16 protein-coding genes are annotated in these 20,486 nt (G+C 70.9%); 11 read left to right on the top strand and 5 right to left on the bottom strand.

Annotation, left to right across the window (positions count from 1 at the left end; translation table 11 throughout):
• Positions 1-12: 12 nt before the first annotated feature.
• Positions 13-2,337, top strand: a complete 2,325-nt coding sequence (locus ACFQS7_RS00620; RefSeq protein WP_380065081.1) for a xanthine dehydrogenase family protein molybdopterin-binding subunit — start codon at positions 13-15, stop codon at positions 2,335-2,337.
• A gap of 18 nt (positions 2,338-2,355) precedes the next feature.
• On the opposite strand, the gene ACFQS7_RS00615 is transcribed toward ACFQS7_RS00620, so the two are convergent.
• Positions 2,356-4,074 carry an amidohydrolase family protein gene (locus tag ACFQS7_RS00615; RefSeq protein WP_380065080.1) on the bottom strand — a complete coding sequence of 573 codons (1,719 nt, stop codon included), beginning with the start codon at positions 4,072-4,074 and terminating at the stop codon, positions 2,356-2,358.
• Positions 4,075-4,176: 102 nt separating this feature from the next.
• Here ACFQS7_RS00615 and ACFQS7_RS00610 point away from each other — a divergent pair, with 102 nt between their 5' ends.
• From ACFQS7_RS00610 to ACFQS7_RS00585, 6 genes are all read left to right on the top strand, one after another.
• A complete protein-coding gene (locus tag ACFQS7_RS00610; protein ID WP_380065079.1) occupies positions 4,177-4,863 on the top strand; it encodes an alpha/beta fold hydrolase in 687 nt (228 codons plus the stop codon).
• A 78-nt stretch (positions 4,864-4,941) separates the two neighbouring features.
• The gene (locus tag ACFQS7_RS00605; protein WP_380065078.1) at positions 4,942-6,372 is read left to right on the top strand and encodes an NAD(P)-binding domain-containing protein; all 1,431 of its coding nucleotides are present in this window, start codon (positions 4,942-4,944) and stop codon (positions 6,370-6,372) included.
• Between the two features lie 52 nt (positions 6,373-6,424).
• Entirely contained in the window at positions 6,425-7,408 is a 984-nt protein-coding gene (locus ACFQS7_RS00600) for an isopenicillin N synthase family dioxygenase (RefSeq protein WP_380065077.1), read from the top strand.
• A 41-nt stretch (positions 7,409-7,449) separates the two neighbouring features.
• Entirely contained in the window at positions 7,450-7,854 is a 405-nt protein-coding gene (locus tag ACFQS7_RS00595) for a nuclear transport factor 2 family protein (RefSeq protein WP_380065076.1), read from the top strand.
• Between the two features lie 88 nt (positions 7,855-7,942).
• Positions 7,943-9,127 (top strand): acyl-CoA dehydrogenase family protein, encoded by a 1,185-nt coding sequence (locus tag ACFQS7_RS00590; protein ID WP_380065075.1) that lies wholly within the window; start codon positions 7,943-7,945, stop codon positions 9,125-9,127.
• Between the two features lie 161 nt (positions 9,128-9,288).
• A complete protein-coding gene (locus ACFQS7_RS00585) occupies positions 9,289-10,968 on the top strand; it encodes a thiamine pyrophosphate-binding protein (protein WP_380065074.1) in 1,680 nt (559 codons plus the stop codon).
• Between the two features lie 18 nt (positions 10,969-10,986).
• On the opposite strand, the gene ACFQS7_RS00580 is transcribed toward ACFQS7_RS00585, so the two are convergent.
• Entirely contained in the window at positions 10,987-11,616 is a 630-nt protein-coding gene (locus tag ACFQS7_RS00580) for a hypothetical protein (RefSeq protein ID WP_380065073.1), read from the bottom strand.
• A 172-nt stretch (positions 11,617-11,788) separates the two neighbouring features.
• Here ACFQS7_RS00580 and ACFQS7_RS00575 point away from each other — a divergent pair, with 172 nt between their 5' ends.
• A complete protein-coding gene (locus ACFQS7_RS00575; protein ID WP_380065072.1) occupies positions 11,789-13,087 on the top strand; it encodes an alpha-hydroxy acid oxidase in 1,299 nt (432 codons plus the stop codon).
• Between the two features lie 75 nt (positions 13,088-13,162).
• Here ACFQS7_RS00575 and ACFQS7_RS00570 read toward each other — a convergent pair whose 3' ends face one another.
• Positions 13,163-14,512: a VWA domain-containing protein gene (locus ACFQS7_RS00570; protein WP_380065071.1), complete on the bottom strand. Its 1,350-nt coding sequence runs from the start codon at positions 14,510-14,512 to the stop codon at positions 13,163-13,165.
• A gap of 14 nt (positions 14,513-14,526) precedes the next feature.
• Positions 14,527-15,483 (bottom strand): AAA family ATPase, encoded by a 957-nt coding sequence (locus tag ACFQS7_RS00565; RefSeq protein ID WP_380065070.1) that lies wholly within the window; start codon positions 15,481-15,483, stop codon positions 14,527-14,529.
• A gap of 156 nt (positions 15,484-15,639) precedes the next feature.
• On the opposite strand from ACFQS7_RS00565, the gene ACFQS7_RS00560 reads away from it, so the two are divergent.
• Positions 15,640-16,107: a tripartite tricarboxylate transporter TctB family protein gene (locus tag ACFQS7_RS00560; protein ID WP_380065069.1), complete on the top strand. Its 468-nt coding sequence runs from the start codon at positions 15,640-15,642 to the stop codon at positions 16,105-16,107.
• A 7-nt stretch (positions 16,108-16,114) separates the two neighbouring features.
• A complete protein-coding gene (locus ACFQS7_RS00555; RefSeq protein WP_380065068.1) occupies positions 16,115-17,623 on the top strand; it encodes a tripartite tricarboxylate transporter permease in 1,509 nt (502 codons plus the stop codon).
• A gap of 83 nt (positions 17,624-17,706) precedes the next feature.
• Here the strand turns inward: ACFQS7_RS00555 and ACFQS7_RS00550 are convergent, their stop codons facing one another.
• Positions 17,707-19,284, bottom strand: coding sequence for a heme peroxidase family protein (locus tag ACFQS7_RS00550; RefSeq protein WP_380065067.1), 1,578 nt, complete (start codon positions 19,282-19,284; stop codon positions 17,707-17,709).
• A 201-nt stretch (positions 19,285-19,485) separates the two neighbouring features.
• Between ACFQS7_RS00550 and ACFQS7_RS00545 the strand changes: the two genes are divergently transcribed.
• Entirely contained in the window at positions 19,486-20,475 is a 990-nt protein-coding gene (locus tag ACFQS7_RS00545) for a Bug family tripartite tricarboxylate transporter substrate binding protein (protein WP_380065066.1), read from the top strand.
• Positions 20,476-20,486 lie beyond the last annotated feature (11 nt).

Genomic DNA, 20,486 nt, shown 5'->3' with positions numbered 1-20,486 from the left:
GGGGGACGCGACATGGAGGGTATCGGCATCGGCGCGCCGGTCAGGCGGGTGGAGGATCTGCGCTTCCTGCGCGGTGCCGGCCGCTTCGTCGACGACATCGCCGCACACAACGCGGCCTACCTGCATGTGCTGCGCTCGCCGCACGCTGCAGCCCGCATCACCGGCATCGACACCGCAGCGGCGCGCGCCATGCCCGGCGTGCTGCTGGTGCTGACCGAGGCCGATCTCGACATCCCGGCGCGGCTGCGCTGCGTCACGCCGCGGCACCGGCGGGACGGCGCGCCGCTGGTGCAGCCGCCCTGGCGCGTGCTGCCGGCCGCCGCGGTGCGGCATGTCGGCGATGCAGTGGCCGCGGTGGTGGCGAGGACGCCGGCTGCGGCGCAGGATGCGGCCGAGCGGATCGAGGTTGCCTATGAACCGCTGCCCTCCGTCACCGACCTGGCCGAGGCGGGGCGACCCGGGGCGCCTGCGGTCTGGCCCGACCTCACGCCCGGCAACGAATGCTTCCACTTCCGCCTGGGTGACTTCGCCGCGGTGGACGCGGCCTTCGCCCGCGCGGCGCACACCGTCGCGCTCGACTACCGGATCAGCCGCGTCTCGGCCAACCCGATGGAGCCGCGCAACGCGCTGGCGATGCACGACCCGATCGAGGACCGCTACACGCTGTACACCGGCACCCAACTGCCGCATGTGATGCGGAACGAGATCGCCGAATTCGCGCTCGGCATCCCGTCCAACCGGCTGCGCATCGTCTCGCCGGATGTCGGCGGCGGCTTCGGCATGAAGGAGAGCCCCTTCCCCGAGCATGTGCTCTGCCTGCTGGCGGCGCGGCGGCTCGGCCGGCCGGTGCGCTGGACCGCGACGCGGACCGAAAGCTTCCTGAGCGACAGCCACGCGCGGGACAATGTCTCGCAAGCCGAACTCGCGCTTTCAGCCGATGGCGACTTCCTCGCCATGCGCGTGACGACGTTGGCGAACATGGGCGCCTATCTCGCTTGGCAAGGACCGGTGTCGTCGACCAACAATGTCGGCGGCCTGGCCGGCGTCTACCGCACCCCGCATATCTGCACCGAGGTGACGGGCTACTTCACCCATACCCAGCCGACCGCGCCCTATCGCGGCGCCGGGCGGCCGGAGGCGATCCATGCGATGGAGCGGCTGGTCGACCTCGCCGCCGAAAGGCTGGGCCTCGACCGCGCCGAGATTCGCCGCCGCAACATGATCCGGCCGGAGCAGATGCCGTTCCAGACCGGGCTCGACTACGCCTATGACAGCGGCGACTTCCCGCGCAACCAGGAACTGGCGCTTGCCGCCGCGGACTGGGACGGCTTCCCGGCGCGGCGCGCGCAATCCGCCGCACGCGGCATGCTGCGCGGCATCGGCATCGCCAATGCGATCGAAAGCGCCGGCGGGCCGCACCGCAAGCCGCTGGAGGAAGGCGCCGAGATCCGCTTCGATTCCGGCGGCACCGCCACCATCCTGCTCGGCAGCCACAATCACGGCCAGGGGCACGAGACGGTGTTCCGCCAGATCATCGCCACGCGGCTCGGCCTGCTGCCGGACCGCGTGCGAATCCAGTTCGGCGACACCGACGTGGTGGCGCATGGCCGCGGCACCATCGGCTCGCGGTCCATGATGGCGGCGGGCGGCGCGCTGGTCGGCGCGGCGGAGAAGGTGATCGCCCGCGGCAAGCGGATCGCGGCACATCTCCTGGAAGCCGCCGAGGCGGACATGGAGTTCGCCGATGGCACCTTCCGCGTCGCCGGCACCGACCGTGGCCTCGGCATCGAGGCGGTGGCGAAGGCCAGCTACGTCCCCGGCGCGCTGCCGGATGGCGCGGAGCTTGGCCTGGGTGCGGCGCTGGTGACGCGGCCGGGCGACGCAACCTTCCCCAATGGCTGCCACGTTGCCGAGGTCGAGGTGGATCCGGAGACCGGCGAGACGCGGCTGTTGGCCTACACGGTGGTCGACGACGTCGGGACGGTGATCAATCCGCTGCTCGTCAAAGGGCAGATCCATGGCGGCGTGGCGCAGGGCTTCGGCCAGGTCTTCGGCGAGGCCATCCGCTACGCCGAGGGCCAGTTGCTGACCGCCAGCTTCCAGGACTACCCGATGCCGCGCGCCAGCGACTTCTCCGACATCGTGGTGAAGAGCAATCCGGTGCCGACGAGGACCAACGCGCTCGGCGTCAAGGGCGCCGGGGAGGCCGGCACGGTCGGCGCGCTGCCGGCGCTGGTCGGCGCGGTGGTCGATGCGCTGCGGCCGCATGGCGTGACGCATCTCGAGATGCCGCTGACGCCGGAGCGGGTCTGGGCGGCGATGCGGGGCGCCGGCTAGGGCGCCCCGCCGGCAAGGCTAGACCTTGGCGCCGCGCACGAGGCGGCCAGGCAGCGCGCCAGTGGCCTCGCCGTCGCGGTAGGTCACCGCGCCGTTCACCACGGTCGCGGCATAGCCCTCGGCGAGCTGCACCAGCCGCTTGCCGCCGGCCGGCAGGTCGTAGCGCATCACCGGCACCTTCACCTGCAGCCGGTCGTAGTCGATGACGTTGAGGTCGGCCTTCTTCCCCGCCGCCACCAGGCCGCGGTCCGCCAGGCCAAGCGCCATGGCATTGTCCCGCGTCAGGCGTTTGACCGCGAATTCCAATGGCAGCTTCGGCCCACGCGTGCGGTCGCGCGTCCAGTAGGACAGCATATGGGTGGTCGAGGACGCGTCGCAGATGATGCCGACATGCGCGCCGCCATCGCCGAGGCCCATCAGCGTCTGCGGATGCTCGACCATGCTGCGCACCGCTTCCAGGTCGCGGTCGGCATAGTTGATGATCGGGCGGTTGAGGATGGCGCGGCCGCCCCGCTCCATCATCCACTCCCAGGCGAGCTCGGCCGGCGCCATGCCGCGTTGTGCCGCGACGGCGCCGAGACTGGTCTCCGGCGCCGGCTCGTAATCCGGCGGGTCGCCCAGCTTGAAGATCATGTCCCAGGTGTTCAGCCGCGCATGCAGCGCCGGGTCGGTGATCTCCTCCGCCAGCAGCCGCGCCTTCAGTCCCGGGTCGCGCAGCGCCTGCATCCGCTGCTCGAAGGGCAGATGGGCGATGGACTGCCAGGACGGCCGTGCCACGAAGGGATGCTGTGACAGCTCGAAGCCGAACATCAGCCCGACCGGCCTCGCCATGACCTGGCCCGTCATATGGGCGCCGGCACGGTTGGCGGCCTCGATCTTCTCCAGCAGGAAGCGCCAGAGCCAGGGCCGGCTCTCCCGCTGCAGCAGGGAGAAGGTCATCGGCCGGCCGGAGGCGATGCAGATGCGCTGCAACCGGGCGAACTCGTCCTCCGGGTCGTCGAAGTCGGAGATCACCTGCAGCCAGGACGCCCCGGCGGCGCCGACCGCGCGGCCGATCGCCTCCAGCTCGTCCTCGGGCGTGCCGAGCGTCGGGATATGCCGCCCGTCCAGCGTCTTGTGCGCGATGGCCCGCGAGGTGGAGAAGCCCAGCGCGCCGGCGCGGATGCCCTCGGCCGCCAGCCGCGCCATCTCGGCGATATCGGCCGGCGTCGCCACGGCGTGCGCCTCGGCCCGCTCGCCCATCACATGCACCCGCAGCGGGGCATGGGTGACCTGGGCGGCGATGTCCATGTCGTAGTGGCGCGCGCCGAGCGTATCCATGAACTCGGCGAAGGTCTCCCAGGTCCAGGGCAGGCCCTCGGCCAGCACCACCTCGGGCAGGTCCTCGACGCCTTCCATCAGCTTGACCAGCGCGTCGCGCCGGGACGGCAGGCAGGGGGCGAAGCCGACGCCGCAATTGCCGATCAGCGCGGTGGTGACGCCGTTGTAGCAGGAGCTGTCGATCCGGCTGCTCCAGGTCGCCTGGGCGTCGTAATGGGTATGGATGTCGACGAAGCCCGGGGTGACGATCTTGCCCTTGGCATCGATCTCCTCCGCGCCGCGTCCGGCCACCTTGCCGACCTCGACGATGCGGCCGCCGGCGATCGCCACGTCGGCCTCGAAGGGCTTGCCGCCGCTGCCATCGACCACGGTGCCGCCGCGGATGACCAGGTCCAGATCGGCCCCAGATGACGACATGATACGTCTCCCTCGCTTTGCCGGCAGCATGGGCCGGGGGGCGGGCCTGTCAACCAACTTCCCGGCGGCGCATCATGCCCGGAAAGAGGGAGGAACCGTCACATGGCCAGGATACTGCTGATCCACGGCGCCTATCAGGGCGGCTGGATCTGGACCCGGGTCGCCACCCGGCTGCGCGAAGCCGGCCACTTGGTCATGGCCCCGAGCCTCGATGGTTGCGCCGAGCGCGCGCAGGCGGTCCGCCCCGGCATCACCACCGAAAGCCAGGCGGAGGAACTGGCGTCCCTGCTGTTCCATGAGGACTGGCGCGACACCGTCGTCGCCGGCACCTCGACGGGCGGCATGGTGCTGTGCAGGCTGGCGGAGCTGGCGCCCGGGCGGATCGGCCGGCTGGTCTTCGCCGACGCACTGGCGCTGCAGGATGGCGAGAAGCTGCCCGATATCGTCGCCCGCCCGACCGCGGTGAATACCGCGCTCACCAGCGGGCCGAGCCGGGCGGATGCCGAGGGCCGGCTGTTTGCCGAGTTGGACGCCGAGACCCGCGCCTGGACGCTGGAGCGCATCTGCCAGCACCCGATCCTGCCCATGGTCGCGCCGGTGGTATTGCCGCGCTTCTGGTCGATGCCCTGGACGGCCAGCGTGCTCTGGTGCCGCCGCAGCCAGAACCCGCCGGTCGCGCATCAGCGCCGGTTGCAGCAGGCGCTCGGTGCCTCCTGGCATGAGCTCGATACCGGCCACTACCCGATGCTGAGCGAGCCGCAGGCATTGGCCGACCTGATCGGCGGCTGATCGTCGCGCCGCCGGGCGTGCCGGGAACGTTGCGGCGCGCCGCTGCGGGCTTATCTTGCACCGCAGCAGGAGTGCCCGATGCCCGCGCCGCAGACCCTCGCCGAACTGGAAGCCGATGTCGCCCGCGACTTGGCGCTGACCGCACATCCCCGCGCCCCCTGGCTGGTGCCGAAGACCAGCGGCGGCGCGCCGGTGCTGGATTGCCTGGTGATCGGCGCCGGGCAATGCGGCCTGGCCGTGGCGCATGCGCTGCGGCGCGACCGGGTGGACGACATCCTGGTGGTGGACCGCGCGCCCGAAGGCCGGGAAGGCCCCTGGCTGACCTATGCCCGGATGCGCAACCTGCGCTCGCCGAAGGACCAGATCGGCCCGGACCTCAAGCTGCCCGCCCTCACCTACCAGGCCTGGCACGAGGCGCAGTGGGGCGCCGCGCATTTCGCGGCGATGCCCTGGATCCCGAAGGAGCTCTGGCAGGACTATCTCGGCTGGTTCCGCCGGGTCACCGGCATCCCCGTGCGCAACGGCGTCGCCGCCGGCGCCATCTCCCCCGCCCGCACCGATGACGACCTGCCCTGCCTGGCGGTGCAGACCAGCGCCGGCCCGCTGCTGGCGCGGAAGGTGGTGATGGCGACCGGACAGGTCGGGATCGGCCATTGGTGGATGCCGGAATTCGTTGCGGCCCTGCCTGGTGCCCTGCGCGCCCATGCGGCCGAGGAGATCGACTTCGCCGCGCTGCGGGGCAAGGTGGTGGCGGTGCTCGGCGCCGGCGCCTCGGCCTTCGACAATGCCGCCGTGGCGCTGGAGGCCGGCGCGGCCGAGGTGCACCTGTTCTGCCGCCGGGCGCAGCCGATGGACGTGCAGCCCTATCGTTGGCTGACCTTCGCCGGGTTCCTGAAGCACATGCATGAGATGCCGGATGCATGGCGCTGGCGCTTCATGGCGAGGATCCTCGGGATGCGGGAAGGCTTCGCGCAGGATACCCATGACCGCGCCAGCCGCTTCCCGAACTTCACCCTGCATCTGGACCGGTCCTGGACCGATGCCCGCGCCGAGGACGGCCGCGCCGTGCTGGCGACGCCGCGCGGCGCATTCACGGCCGACTTCCTGATCTGCGGCACCGGCGTGCGGATGGACCCCGGCACGGTGCCGGAACTGGCGCATTGCGCCGGCAACATCGCCCAGTGGCACGACCGCTACGCGCCGCCGCCCGAGGAGGCGAACGAGCGCATCGGCTGCTTCCCCTACCTCAACCCCGACAGCTCCTTCGCCGAGAAGCGCGCCGGCGAGACGCCCTGGATCCGCGACATCCATCTGTTCGGCATCGGCACCAGCCTGTCCTTCGGCCCGGCCGGCAGCTCGATCAACGCGATGAGCATCGCCGCCCCGCGCCTTGCCGCCGGGGTGACGCGCGGGCTGTTCGAGGCGGACATGCCGCGGCTGTATGGCGAACTGCTGGCCTATGACCTGAAGCAGGTCGTGCTGGACCCGGCACGGATCGCCGCGGAGTAGCCGGACGGCCCGGCCCGTGCTGGGATGCCGGCCGAGCAGCGCGGAGACAGCCATGAGCCTCGCCGAAGGTCGCATCCCGGTCCTCGACATCGCCCCCACTTTGGCCGGGCAGCCCGGCGCGGCGGAGGCGCTGGCCGAGCGCGTCGCCCGCACCTGCGAGGATACCGGCTTCCTGGTGCTGTCGGGCCATGGCATCGACCCGGCCCTGCCCGCCGGCTGCTTCGAGGCGGCGGCGCGCTTCTTCGCGCTGCCCGACGAGGTCAAGCTGGCGCTGAAGGTCGGTGCGCTGAACATCGGCTTCCTGCCGACCGGGGCGCAGGTGATCCGCACCAGCAAGGTCGCCGAGGTCAAGAAGCCCAACCTGAACGAGAGCTTCTACATCATCCGCGACCGTGGCCCCGACCATCCCGACATCGTCGCTGGCAAGCCCTTCGTCGCGCCGAACCGCTGGCCACCCGACCTGCCCGGCTTCCGCGAGGCGACGCTGGCCTATTTCACCGCGATGGAGGCGCTGGCGCTGCGCCTGCTGCCGGTGGTGTCCATGGCGCTCGGCATGCCGCGGGACACTCTGGCCGGCGACTTCCGCGACCCCGCCTGCACCCTGCGGCTGATCCGCTACCAGCCGCAGCCGGAGCCCGAGGAGGGCCGCTTCGGCTTCGCCCCGCATATCGACACCAACCTGATCACCTTCCTGGCGCAATCGGCCCTGCCCGGGCTGGAAGTGCGGACGCGGGAGGGCGAGTGGCTGCGCCCGCCGGCCATCCCCGGCACCTTCGTGGTGAATACGGCGGAGATGCTCGGCCGCTATTCCAACGACCGCTTCGCGCCGACGCCGCACCGGGTGGTGAATGCCGCGAACGAGATGCGCTATGCCATCCCCTTCTTCTTCGGTCCCGACAACGACGCGGTGATCCGGCCGGTGCCGAGTTGCGTCACGGCGGAAAACCCGGCGCGCTACGCGCCGCTGCTCTACGAGGACCACCGCCGCAAGCTGAACCAGACGAATTTCGTCCATCGGCAGGCGCAGCCGGCCTGAGGCAGGCCCGCCGCACCCCGAAGACCGCAGAAAGGACGCGGATGACCGACCCCGAGGCGCGCGCCCCGCAGCCGCAGGAGCCCAACTATGATCGCCTGCTCCGGGCCAATCTGGAGCGCGTGTTCAGTGAGCGCGACGCGGCGAAGCGGGCGGCGGCACTCGACGAGCTCTTCGTCGAGGAGCCGGTGATGTACGAGCCGACGAATATCGTCAGCGGCCGGGCGGCCATCTCGGCCGTTGTCAGCGCGCTGCTGGAGCAGTTCGGCCCGGATTTGCGCTTCCGGCCCGAGGGGGTGGCGGTGGGCCATCATGGCGTGGGATGCCTGCGCTGGCAGGCCGGGCCGGAGGGCGGGCCGGTCACCGTCACCGGCATCGACGCGGCGGAGGTGGTCGATGGCCGGATCGCCCGGCTCTGGGTCCTGCTCGATCCCCCGCGGACCGCCTGATCCCGCTGGGCGGCGGGGCCCGCCCCTGCCCTCCCCAACCGCTCCGGCCGGGTCTAAGCTTGGGACAATACGGCGGAGGATACGACAGATGGACGGGTTCGATTTCGGCGGCATTCCGGCACTGGCCGAGGAGCACCGCATGGTGCGCGACCTCGTCGTCAAATTCGTCGAGCGCGACCTGATGCCGCTCGAGGCCGCGGTGCTGAAGCGGGAATCCGAAGGCCAGCGCTACGGCCTGACGCCGGAGGAAGAGGCCCCGCTGCTGAAGACCTGCAAGGAGCTCGGCCTCTGGGGCCTGGATGTCCCCGAGGAATTCGGCGGTGCCGACCTGCCCTTGGCCGCGCTGATGGCGATCGAGGAGGAGATGGGCCGCACCGTCACCCCCTTCCTCTTCCCGCCCGACAGCCCGAACCTGCACATGCTGAAGGCGGTGGCGAACGAGGACCAGCGGAAGCGCTACCTCGACCCCTATGCGCGCGGCGAGATGCGCTCCTCGATCGCCATCTCCGAGCCCGGCGCCGGCGGCGACCCGGCGGGCATGACCACCCGCGCGGTGAAGGATGGCGACGGCTGGGTCATCAACGGCCGCAAGATCTGGGTCAGCGGCGTGCCGCGGGCCGATTTCATCATCCTCATGGCGAGGACGGGAGAGGGCAAGCGGCAGGAGGGCGTGACCGCCTTCATCGTCGACCGCGGCACCCCCGGCTTCATCATCGAGCGCGAGATCCCGATGATCGGCGGCAGGCGGACCTACGAGCTGGTCTTCGAGGATTGCCGCGTCCCCGACGCCCAGGTGCTGGGCAGGCTGGGCGAGGGCTATGCGCCGATGCAGCTGCGGCTGAACGTCCGCCGGCTGCAGATGGGCGCGCGCTGCACCGGCATGGCGCGGCGGGCGCTGGCCATGATGTGCGAGCAGGCTAAGAACCGCGTCACCTTCGGCGTCAAGCTGGCCGACCGCCAGGCGATCCAGTGGTGGATCGCCGAGGCCGCGACCAAGATCCATATCTGCCGCCTGATGGTGCGCGACGCCGCCGCCAAGATGGGCGCCGGGGAGGACGTGCGGACCGAGGCCTCGATGCTGAAGGTCTTCGCCACCGAGATGGCGCAGGAGGTGCTGGACCACGCCATGCAGACCTTCGGCGCCATGGGCATGACCAAGGAACTGCCGCTGCAGCTGATGGCCAATCAGGTGCGGGTGCAGCGGATCTACGAAGGGCCGAGCGAGGTGCACCGCATGGCGATCGCCCGGCGGGTGCTGAAGAACGGAATCTGAGGCAGGCGGGGGGAGCACCCAGGCGCGGCATGGCCGGGCCTGACCCGGCCATCCGCTTCCAGCACGCGCCGGGCGGCGGATGCACGGGTCAGGCCCTTGCATGACGAAGGCGGGGGCAGGGCGGCTTCGGTACGTCCGCCACTGAACACGGGGGAAACGAAATGGCGGACAGCGCCTACAATGTCGGCGACCTGGTAGCGGAATTCCTCTCGCGCATCGGCGTCACCACCTGCTTCGGCATCGTCTCGGTGCACAACATCCCGATGCTGGACGGTATCGGCCGGCGCAACGCCATCCGCTACTGCATGGCGCGCGGCGAGATGGGCGGGGCGCATATGGCGGATGCCTATGCACGGGTCTCCGGCCATCTCGGGGTGATGTTCTCCTCGACCGGGCCGGGCGCAGCGAACACCGTGCCGGGGCTGGTGGAGGCGCAGTTCGCCGGCTCCCCGGTGCTGCACATCACCGGCCAGACGCCCACCAAATTCATCGACCGCGACATGGGCACGGTGCACGACGTGCCCGGCCAGACCGCGATGCTGGCCGCCGTCGGCAAGGCCGCCTTCCGCATCCGCTCGGCGCAGGAGGCGCTGGGCGTGCTGACCCGCGCTGCGGCCCTCGCGCTGACGCCGCCGATGGGGCCGGTCTCGGTCGAGGTGCCGATCGACATCCAGCGCACGCCCATCCCGCGCCCGGCCCAGCTCGACACGCTGGTCCTGCCGGTGCCGCCGCCCATGCCGCCGAGCGAGGCGGCGCTCGACGAGGCAGCGGAGATCCTGGCGCGGGCGAAGCGGCCGATGCTCTGGCTCGGCAACGGCGCCAAGGCGGCGGGGGCCGAGGCGATGGCGTTGCTGGCGCTCGGCTTCGGTGCCGTCTCGTCCTGGAACGGCCGCGGCATCATCCCCGAGGACCAGCCGATGACCCTGGGCGGGCTGCACGGCAACGGCTCGCCCCGGGTGCAGGAATTCTACAAGACCTGCGACGCCATGCTGGTCGTCGGCTCCCGCCTGCGCGGGCATGAGACGGGGGACTTCTCGCTGCCCCTGCCGGAGCCACGGGTGCATGTCGATGTCGACCCGCGCGCCAATGGCCGGACCTACGGCAACACCGCCTTCGTCTGCGGCGATGCCGGGCTGGCCATGGCCGGGCTGGCGAAGCGGCTGCAGGGGCGGATCGCCGTCGATCCGAACCTCGCCGCCGACTTCGCGGCGATGAAGCAGCGGGCGCTGGCGGAGTACCGCGACACGCTCGGCCCCTATGCGGATTTTCCGGCGGAGCTGCGCCGTGCCCTGCCGCGGGATGCGCTCTGGGTGCGCGACATCACCATCAGCAATTCGTCCTGGGGCAACCGGGTCTTTCCGGTCTTCGGCCCGCGCGACGCGGTGCACCCGATCAGCGCCGCGATCGGGCCCGGCCTGCCGATGGGGATCGGCGCGGCGCTGGCGGGGGGTGGCCGCAAGGCCATCGCCATGGTCGGCGACGGCGGCTTCGCGATGAATCAGACCGAGCTCTGGACCGCGGTGCAGGAACGCGCCGAGCTGGTCATCATGGTGATGAACGACCGCGGATACGGCGTCATCAAGCACATCCAGGGCGCGCTGCAGGACGGCCGGATGTTCTTCGGCGACCTGCAGGGGCCGGACCTGCAGAAGCTGGCCGCCGTCGCCGGCCTGCCCAGCTTCAAGGTGAGCCGGGCGGAGGACCTGGCCGATACGGTCGCCAAGGCGGTCGCCACCCCGGGGCCGAGCCTGGTCGAAGTGGACATGACCGCGATCGGCGCCTTCCCGCCCTATGCGCCCTACAACGCCATGGGCATCTACGCGAAGCGGGCGGCGGAATAGCCGCCGCCCGAGCGCAACTCAGGGCCGGCCACCGCCGCCACCACCGCCACCGCCCGCGCCGCCACCACGGGGGGAGCCGAGCCGGTCCTGCCGGTCCATCTCCTGCATGGCCAGGTTCGCTCCGGCCGCGGCGCGCGGCAGCACCGGCATGGCCGCCAGCCGCTGCACCGTCGCCGCGCCGCCCAGGGTGAAGACCGGCGGCGAGAGGATACGTTCCGCCGCCGCGGTGTCACCGGCGCGGAGCGCGCGCGACGCGCCGTACAACCCGTCGACCACCGCCTGGGTCGGTGCGTTCGGCGCGATGCCGAAGGCGGCCTGCACCTCCTGCATCCCGAAGCCCAGTTCGATCCCGATGGTCGGATTGAAGCCGCGCCAGCGCGGGCCATAGGGCAATTCCACGGTCAGGAAGGCGTAGTTGGCAACCGCCCGGGCCGCCTGGTCCGGCTGGCCGGCGACGCTGCCCGGATTGCCGAAGACATAGGCGGTGTTGATGATCGCGCCGCGCACCGGATCGCCGGCGCCGACCACGGCATCGTTCGGCAGGGTGGCCCAGCCGTTCGGCGGCGCCTGCGGTGGGGTGCAACCGGCGAGCAAGGGCAGGCAGAACAGGGCCGCGCGCAACGCGGCCCGGGATCGAACGGCAGCCATGGTCGGAATCCTCCTGCTTGTCCCGGACGACGGCGGGCGAAGCCTCAACGGCCCATGCGCAGCATAGACGCCGGCTGCAACGACACCATGCGTCATCTCGGCGTGAAGCGCCGCCGCTTTGCGCCTCGGCCCAAGGGTGCATAATCGCCGCAACGGATGGGGGAAGCGCGGCATGAGCGGCAGCGGTACGGGCGATACGGGCAAGCCGGCGGGCTGGGGCGCGGCCGGCGCGGTGGAAACGCCGGCCGGGCAGCTGCGGCGCAAATTCCCCACCTTCGGCGACCTGCAGCGCCGGGCGAAATGGCGCGTCGCCCGCTTCGCCTACGACTTCGTCGCGGGCGGCGTCGGCGACGGCGCGCCGAACGTGGCGCATAACCGCGCGGCGATGGATGCGGTGCGGATCGTGCCGCGCTACGCGGTGGACCTGACAGGCGTGACCATCGCCACCTCGATCTTCGGGCGCGACTATGCCGCGCCGGTCGGCGTCGCCCCGATGGGCAATGTCGGCATGGTCTGGCCGCGGGCGGACGCCATCCTCGCCGCCGCGGCGCAGGCGGCGCGCATTCCCTATGTATCCTCGACCGTCGCCAATGTCGGGATGGAGGAGCTGGCGCGGATCGCCCCCGACAGCCTCTGGTTCCAGCTCTATGGCATGCCGGCGGACAAGCACCGGCTGTCGCTCGACATGATCCGCCGGGCCGAGGCGGTGGGCGCGCATGCGCTGGTGATCACGCTCGACGTGCCGATGCGGCAGAAGCGGGTGCACGACGTGCGCAACGGTCTTGTGGTACCGTTCAAGTACCGGCCGAAGACGATCTTCGACATCGCCCGCGCGCCCTTCTGGGCTCTGGAGATGCTGCAGAAGGGCCAGCCGCGTTTCGAGAACATGCGGAAATACGTCGGCGAGAATGCCTCGGTCGGCGAGCTTGCCAGTTTCGTGACGCAGAACATGACCACCGGCGTCACCTGGGAGGACATCGCTAAGTTCCGCGAAGCTTGGCCGCGCGCCCTGGTGCTGAAGGGCATCCAGCACCCGGCGGATGCCGAACGCGCGGTGGCGCTGGGGGTCGACGGCATCTGGGTCTCCAACCATGGCGGGCGGCAATTCGACGCCGCACCGGCCTCGATCGACACGGTGCCGGCGATCGCGGCCGCGGTCGGCGGGCGGGCGAAGATCCTCTACGACGGCTCGATCCGCTCGGGGCTCGACGTGCTGCGGACCCTGGCGGCGGGCGCGGATTTCTGCTTCGCCGGGCGGGCCTTCCTCTATTCGGTCGCCGCCATCGGCGAGGGCGGCGGCGGCCATGCCACGGCCGCCTTCATGGAGGAGATCCGCGGCACCTTCGGCCAGGCCGGCGTGCGCAACGTGGCGGAGGCCGCGGCGGCGACGGTGCTGCACCCGAATGCGGTGCGGTTCGACCCGGAGGGCAATGCGGCGGGGGTGGAAGCACCGCGGCGGCGGGTGGGATAGGCAAGGCTGGGGGAGAAAGTATTCCCCCACAGGCCCCCTCATCCAATTTTCCGCGTCGGCATCTGCCGCGCGGCGTTACCCGCCGTCCCGCAGCAGCTCCCCGATCACCCGCTCCAGGTGCTGCAAGGTGTTGCACACCGCCGTCACCCGGCAATGCGGCGCATAGCGCAGCATGTCGGAATCGCCCGTCCCCCACAGCGTGCGGTATTCCGGGTTCAGCCAGACGATCTGCTTCGCCCGGTCGGCCATGCGGGTCAGGACATCGACCCGCGCTTCGGTCCGGTTGCCGCGGCCGTCGCCCAGGATGATCACCGTCGTCTGGCTGTCCAGCAGCCGCATATGCGCGGTCTCGAAATCGACCAGCGCCATGCCGTAGTTGGAGGAGCCAAAGCCGGCCCGCGCCATGACCTCCGGGATCGCCGCCTCGATCGGGTTGCGCTCGAGGATCTCGGACACGTCGACGAGGTTGCCGGAGAAGGCGAAGGCCCGCAGGCCGGACAGCGCCTCGTTCAGCGAATAGAGGAATAGCAGCAGGAACTGCGCAATGGCGGCGACCGAGCCGCTGACGTCGCAGAGCACCACCAGCTTCGGCTTCTGGATGCGCTCCTGCTTCCAGATCGTGAAGAATGGGATGCCGTCCCAGCCCATGTTGCGCCGGAGCGTGCGCCGCACGTCGAGCACGCCGCGGCGGTCGCGCTTGCGGTTGCGGCCGTATTGCGTCGCCAGCCTACGGGCCATGGCGCGGACCAGCAGCCGCATCCGTTCGTGGTCGCGCCGGTCGATGGCCGAGAGCCGGGTCTGGGTCAGCATCCGCTCACGGAAGGCCTCGTTCTCGCCGCGGGCATAGAGCGCGAGGTTCTGCTCGACGAAGGCCTTGACCTGCTCGCGCAGCCGCTCGCGGCCCTGGCGGAGGCGGCCGCTGCGCTCGGCCTCCGGCGCCGCGGCGATGGCGCGTTCCAGCGCCTGCAACCCCATGCGTTCCAGGATGCGGCGGGTGAAGAGGTTCACCTGGGTGAACAGCGCGATGTTGGACAGGCCGGCCTCGGCCGCCGCCTGCTCCACCGCCGCGGCCAGCGCCGCCTGGTCGCCGGCCAGCAGCATCTGCGCCAGCTGGCCGCCGCCACCCCCTTCGCCCTCGCCGCCCGTCTGCGGCTGCGCGCCGGACGGGGGGCTGCCGGCCTCAGGCGCCTCCGGCTCGGCCGCGGCGAAGTCGCCGCGCTTGAAGAACAGGTCGAAGACCGCGCCGAATTCGCGCTTCTCCTCCACCGTCTTGGCCATGACGATGGCCAGGGTATCCCGCAGCCTTTCGCGGTCGGCGAAGCCGACCACCTGCGCCGCGCGGGTCGCGTCGATGCTCTCGGCCGGGGAGATCCGCAGGCCGGCGCCGCGGGCAGCCCGGAAGAAGTCGAGGAGCGGGCCTTCCATCGAAGCGGGGGCCATCAGCGTACCGGAACCGCCTCCCGCTTCGCCTTCAGCAGCAGCTCGCCGACCTGCGGCGCCGCCGCCTCGATGTCGCTCTCGAATTTCAGCAGCACGTTCAGGGTGTCCCGCACCATGGCGTGGTCGAGCTGCGCCGCATGCAGCAGCACCAGGACGCGCGCCCAGTCGATGGTCTCGCTGACCGAGGGCAGCTTCTTCAGGTCGAGCGCGCGCAGCTGCTGCACGAAGGCCACCAGCTGCCGGCGCAGGTCCTCGGCCGCGTCGGGGACGCGGGAGGCGATGATCCGCGCCTCCAGCCGCGCGTCCGGCAGGCCGATATGCAGGTGCAGGCAGCGCCGCTTCAGCGCGTCGCCCAGGTCGCGCATCGAATTCGAGGTCAGGATGACGATCGGCGCGACATCGGCCTTGATGGTGCCGATCTCCGGGATGCTGACCTGGTAGTCGGACAGCAGCTCGAGCAGGAAGGCCTCGAACTCCTGGTCGGCCTTGTCCACCTCGTCGATCAGCAGCACCGCCCCGCCCGGCTCCCGCAGCGCCTTCAGCAGCGGCCGGGGTTCGAGGAATTCCTCCGAGAAGAAGAGGTCGCTGACGCCGTGCAGCCGGCGCATCGCCGCCTCCATCCCCGGCTCCTCGCCGAGCACGCTGCCCAGCCGGTCCTTGAGGATCTGGGTGTAGAGCAGCTGCTTTCCGTACTTCCACTCGTACAGCGCCTTCGACTCGTCCAGCCCCTCGTAGCACTGCATGCGGATCAGCGGCAGGCCGAGCCAGGAGGCCGCGGCCTTGGCGAGCTCGGTCTTGCCGACGCCGGCCGGGCCTTCGACCAGGATGGGCTTGCGCAGGTGGTGGGCGAGGTAGAGGGCGGTGGAGATCTGCCGGTTGGCGATGTAGCCGGCGGCCTGCAACCCGGCCTCGGTGGTCTCGATCGAATCAAGCAACCCGTGCCAGGCGATGCTCATGCTTCGGTGCAACTCATGGGGGACGTCTCCGGGGCCTTGCCGTTGGGCCGATCATGGCCCGGCCCGGCGCCCAGGACAAATCCGCGCCGGGGGGCCTGGAGTGATCCGCCGGGTCGTCTAGACTGCTGCCCAAGGAAACCACCCCAGGAGAACTCAGTGCATCTGTCCGACCGGGTCACCGGCGCGGTCCTCGCGGGCCTGGGCGCGGCGGCCGCCATCGTGGGCTCCCGCCTGCCGGGCGTGCCCGGCCAGGATGTCGGCCCATCCGCCTTCCCCATCGTCATCGGCAGCGGCCTCATCATCTGCGGCGCGCTCATCGCCTTCGGCATCGGCCGGAGCTTCGAGGCCCCCGAGGAGGAGGCCGCCGGCCCCGGCCCCTGGCGGCTCGGCGGGCTGCGCGCCCTGGTCCCGCCGGCCTTGCTGGCCTTCTACGCCTATGCCTCGGAGCCGCTGGGCTTCCTGCTGACCGGCGCGGTCATGGTCTTCCTCGCCGCCCTGGCGCTGGGTGCCCGGCCGCGGCTGGCGGTGCCGGTCGCCATCGTGGCCCCCCTGCTGGTGCATCTCGCCTTCTACAAGCTGCTGCGGGTGCCGCTGCCCGCGGGCGTCCTGCCGGCCCCGTGGTGACCCCGACATGATGGACCTTCTCGAAGCCTGCCGCATGGTGGCGCAGGTTGACGTTATCGTCGCCATCCTGGCCTCGGCGATCTACGGGCTGGTGGTGGGCTCGCTGCCCGGCCTGTCGGCCACCATGGCGACCGCGCTGCTGGTGCCGGTGACCTTCTGGCTGTCGCCGATCGCCGCCATCGCCACGATCATCACGGCCTCGGCCATGGCGATCTTCTCGGGCGACATCCCGGGCTGCCTGCTGCGCATCCCCGGCACGCCGGCCTCCGCCGCCTATACCGACGAGGCCTATGCCATGACCCGCAAGGGCCAGGCGGAGATGGCGCTCGGCGCCGGCCTCTGGTTCTCGGCGATCGGTGGCGTCGTCGGCACCCTCTCGCTCGTGCTGATGGCGCCGCTGCTCGCCGAGATGGCGCTGTCCTTCTCGACCTACGAGTATTTCTGGCTCGCCTTCCTTGGCCTGATGTGCGCGACGCTGGTCGCCCGCTCCTCGCCGATCAAGGCCATCGCCTCCATGCTGCTCGGCCTGCTGGTCTCCTGCATCGGCATGGAGAACCCGGCGGGGACGCCACGCTTCACCTTCGGGCTCACGGACCTGCTGGGCGGGATCGAGCCGATCCCGGCCCTCGTCGGCGTCTTCGCGGTCAGCGAGGTCATGCGGGCCATGGTGACGGCGGAGCCACCGCCGCTGCCGAAGCGGAAGTTCGGCAGCATCCTGGCGAACCAGTGGATGCTGACCAAGAAGTACCAGGGGCCGATGTGGCGGGGCAATTTCATCGGCGTCATCATCGGCGTGCTGCCGGGCGCCGGCGCCGACATGGCGGCCTGGGTCAGCTACGCCATGTCGAAGCGCTTCTCGAAGACGCCGGAGCTCTTCGGCACCGGCCACCCGGAGGGGCTGGTGGAAGCGGGCGCTTCCAACAACGCCTCGCTCGCCTCGGGCTGGGTGCCCAGCCTGCTGTTCGGCATCCCGGGCGACACCATCACCGCGATCGCCATCGGCGTGCTCTACATGAAGGGGCTGAACCCCGGCCCGACGCTGTTCACCGAACGCGCGTCCAGCATGTATGCGCTGTACCTGATCTTCATCATCGCCAACATCATCATGATCCCGCTCGGCATCATCATGATCCGGCTGGCCAGCACCGTGCTGCGGGCACCGCGGGCCGGGGTGATGCCGGTGATCCTGCTGCTCTGCGCGGTCGGTGCCTTCGCCACCGGCAGCAACCTGTTCTCGGTGCTGCTGGTAGGCGTCTTCGGCATCCTCGGCTTCGTGATGGAGCGCAACGGCTACCCCGTCGCCGCCCTGGTGCTGGGGATCGTGATGGGGACCATGGTTGAGCAGAATTTCGTCACCTCCCTCATCAAGTCGGATGGCGACATCCTGCCCTTCTTCGAGCGCCCGGTGTCCGGCGTGCTGGCGGCTCTGACCTTCGGCGCGCTGCTCTGGCCGCTCGGTGTCTGGCTCTGGAATCGCCGGCGGGGCGGCGCGGCCGTCCGGGGCGCGACGGGCTGACCTGACGGGGCATGCCGGGACGGGGGCCCGCACCGGTCCAGGGGCCACCACCAGCGGTGGCCCCTGCTTTCTGGCCCGATCGGCTAGCCGATCGGGCTCAGCTTCTCCTTCTCGCGCCCGCCGGCGGCGATGGCGACCAGGTCGGCGAAGCTGAAGCCGACATCGGCGCCCGGCGGCAGCAGGCCCGGGATGGGCTGGCCGAAGCGCCAGCCGGGGTTGCGCGACAGCAGGCTGTCGGGGTCGCCCTGCAGCAGCCCGACGAAGGTCTCGGCGACCAGCGCGCTGCCGAGCGGGCCGAGCCGCATGCCGCCCTGCGTCACGTCGGCCTCCTTCAGGATGTAGTACCAGAGCGGCGTGCGCAGATGCAGGCCGTGCTGCTTCGCCACCGCGCCATCCGCCTTGGTGGCGATGGCATCCGGGCTCAGCACCTCGACCCCCATGAAGCGGGCCAGGTGCTGCGCCGCGGGCAGCTTCATCTTCACCCCGCGGCGCAGGTTCATCACCGCCAGGCTGCTGTCGGGCGTGGGCGTCCCGGCGCCGGTCGGCAGGCTGTGCAGTTCCGTCGCCAGATAGGGGTCGAGCCGGCGCGCGTGGTTCAGCGTGAAGCCGTCCGCCGTGTCGGTCGTGCCGAAATCGAGGAACCGGCGCCAGTCGATGATCCAGTCGCCGGGCAGGGTCGGCTTGTTGGCCGGCGTCGGCCCCGGCACCACCCCGATCTGCCCCGACTTGGCGGTGAACAGGAAGAGCAGGTCGAAGCTGCCCGGCGGCGCCGGCGGGTTGCCCGGCCGGAAGATGCGGTTGTGGCTGTAGGTCCGCCGCACCATGGAATGGCCCAGCCGATAGGCCGCCGCCGAGAACTCGATCGGCATGTAGGGCTGGCCGAAGGCGCCGAAGGTCTCGAAGCGGAAGAAGCGGCGGCGGTCGACCGCGGCGGCGATGTCGTTCACGTCGCAGAGCTTGGTCAGGAAGTCGCGCAGCACCATCGCCTGGTACAGGTCGACGACATGCCGCCGCGCGGTGTCGAACAACCGCGCGTCCGGCACGGTGCCGACCAGCTGATCGACGATGGCGTTGTGGAAGCGCAGGAAGGCGACATGGGTCTGCGCGACCAGCAGGTTCTCGTCGTTGCGCTCGTCGCCGATGATGGCGAAGCCCTGGGCGTTGCGCGGCAGGTCGTGCGGCAGGCCGGCCGCGCCGGGCGTCGGGAAGCCCGGCTCGCTGGTGGTGCCGACCAGCAGCTTCGCCCGGCCCGGGCTGTTCCGGTCGTAGAGCGAGGGCTGGGCGCGCGGGCCGAAGCCGTAGACGCTGTCGAGGTCGAGCCGCGGCGTGCGGAAATTCTCGATCGCCGTGGGATCCTGCGCCACCTCGGTCAGCGTCGTGGTGTCGAGCGTGATGTCATGGTCGATGAACTGGCCGAGATAGGTATAGCCGGCCGGGATATTGGGATTGTCGGCGGAGGCCGCGTCATCCTTGTCCAGCATGGCGAGGCCGAGTTCGCCCAGGGCGGCGTCCGGCGGCTCCAGCGCATGGGTCAGTTCCGGGATCATGCGGCCGAAGCGCCCGGCCTTGAAGGTCACGCCGGTCGGCGGGACGACGTCATGCCGCGGGCCATGCCCGTGGCCGCTGCGGTGGGTCGCCTTGAACTTCGATGCGTCCTGCATGGCTCGTCTCTCCTTGAAGGGCCTCCCCAACACTTCGGCAAGCTAAGAAACTATCGATGGGTCCACTGTGCCGCACCGCACGCTCCGTGACGTGCGGCCTGGATCGGGGCACGTCGCCGCGGGGGCGGCGCTTTGCCCCTCCCCGGCCTCCGGTTCGGCTGTTAGGCTGCGCCGCAACGGAAACGATCGAAGGGATTGTCCATGAATGGCTTCACGCGGCGGCATCTTCTCGCGGGCGCAACGCTCCTGGCAGGCTCGCCGCTGGCGACGCCGGTCCTCGCCCAGCCGAAATGGCCGGCCCGGCCTGTGCAGCTGCTCTGCCCCTGGGCTGCCGGCGGCGGCACCGATGCCGTGGTCCGCATCGCCGCCACCCTGCTGGAACGCGATCTCGGCCAGCCCTTCAACGTGGTGAACCGCACCGGCGGCTCGGGCGTGGTCGGCCATACCGCGATCGCGCAGGCCAACCCGGACGGCTACACGCTCGGCATCATCACCTCCGAGATCTGCATGCTGCACTGGCAGGGCCTGACCGAGGTGACCTACAAGAATTTCACGCCGCTCGGGCAGATGAACAACGACCCGCCGGGCATCCAGGTGAACGTCAACTCCCCCTACAAGACCGCCAAGGACTTGGCCGAGGCGATCAAGGCCAGCCCGCCCGGCAAGTTCAAGGCGAGCGGCACCGGCCAGGGCGGCATCTGGCACTTGGCGCTGGCCGGCTGGCTGATCGCGCTCGGGCTGAAGGCCGACCATGTGCGCTGGGTGCCGTCGAACGGCGCGGCGCCGGCGATGCAGGACCTGGCGGCCGGCGGGCTCGACTTCACCACCTGTTCGGTGCCCGAGGCGCGCGCCATGCTGGATGCCAACCGGGCCCGGAGCCTGGCGGTGATGGCACCGGCGCGGCTGTCCGCCTTCCCGGCCATCCCGACCCTGCAGGAGGCGATGGGCATCGGCTTCACCACCGGCGCCATGCGGATCATCGCCGGGCCGGCCGGGCTGCCGGCCGAGGTGGTGGCGGCCGTCGGCCCCGCGTTGAAGAAGGTCTACGACAGCAAGGAATACCAGGACTTCATGAACGCGCGCGGCTTTGGCCTGGTCTATGCCGACCCGGCGGGCGCCGGACGCGCCCTGGCCGAGGCGGACGCCGCGCTGGGCGATGCGATGAAGGCGGCCGGGCTGGCCAAGGCCTGAAGCCGCGGGGG

Origin of the sequence: Dankookia sp. GCM10030260 (assembly GCF_042666655.1) — a bacterium.
Classification (GTDB): domain Bacteria; phylum Pseudomonadota; class Alphaproteobacteria; order Acetobacterales; family Acetobacteraceae; genus Paracraurococcus.
The sequence above is the reverse complement of the archived record's forward strand: the minus strand, read 5'-3'. Positions and strand labels throughout refer to the sequence as shown.